Genomic DNA, 965 nt, shown 5'->3' with positions numbered 1-965 from the left:
CAATCTTATGTGCAAGATGAGCGGCATTAACCGCCTCATCTTGACCGTGAATACGTCCTAGTCGTTCTAATTTCTCTTGCTCAAAGCTCTGTACTCCAACCGAGATACGTGTGACCCCTGCCTCTCGGTAACCTGCAAAGCGTTCAGCTTCAATGGTGCCCGGGTTCGCTTCCATGGTGATCTCGATATCAGCCTTAAACGGGATACGCTGTTCAATCCCCTTAAGCATTCTCTCGATACCTTGAGGTGAGAACAGGCTTGGTGTGCCACCACCGATAAAAATCGAGTGCAGAGGACGAGGAGCCGCATTAAGTTGATACTTCTCAATATCGGTATCCAAGTCTTCCAGTAGGGCGTCGATATACTCTTGCTCTGGCACATCCGCTTTGAGAGCGTGAGAGTTAAAATCACAGTATGGGCATTTTTGTACACACCAAGGAATGTGCACATAAAGACTCAGAGCTGGTGGAGTCAGAGTTGCTTGGCTCATTACTTTGCTTGCTCTTGCAGCGTCTTAAATAGTGTTGCTAGAGCCTTACCTCGGTGAGACAGCTGCTTCTTGCGTGTTGGCTCTAGCTCCGCGGAAGCGCAGTTATCCTCTGGCACAAAGAATACTGGGTCGTAGCCAAAGCCATTATCACCGTGAGCTTCAGTTAAGATGCGACCTTCCCACTTGCCATGACAAACAATCGGAGTTGGATCGTTCTCATGACGCATCAATACCAGTACGCAATGGAAACGGGCGGTACGTTCAGCCTCAGGCACACCCTCCATCGCTTTAAGTAGCTTTTCAAGGTTCTCTTGATCAGAGGCCTTTTCACCCGCGTAACGTGCTGAGTAGATGCCCGGTGCGCCTTTGAGGAAATCGACCTCAAGACCTGAATCATCGGCAATCGCAGCTAAGCCTGTCTCTTTGGCGGCGTGACGAGCCTTGATGATCGCATTCTCGATGAAGGTAGTACCCG

General features: G+C 49.9%; 2 protein-coding genes. Both read right to left on the bottom strand.

Annotated features, from left to right (window positions below; all coding sequences use genetic code 11):
- On the bottom strand, positions 1-490 hold a 490-nt coding region (locus KIV40_RS27290; protein WP_285352326.1), incomplete at its 3' end, for a coproporphyrinogen-III oxidase family protein.
- Positions 490-965: RdgB/HAM1 family non-canonical purine NTP pyrophosphatase (gene rdgB / locus KIV40_RS27285; protein WP_285352324.1), on the bottom strand; the 476-nt coding region annotated here is incomplete at its 5' end. The genes KIV40_RS27290 and rdgB, both read right to left, overlap by 1 nt.

The sequence above is a fragment of the Vibrio sp. D173a genome, from assembly GCF_030248475.1.
This window is presented reverse-complemented; position numbering and strand designations above follow the sequence as displayed.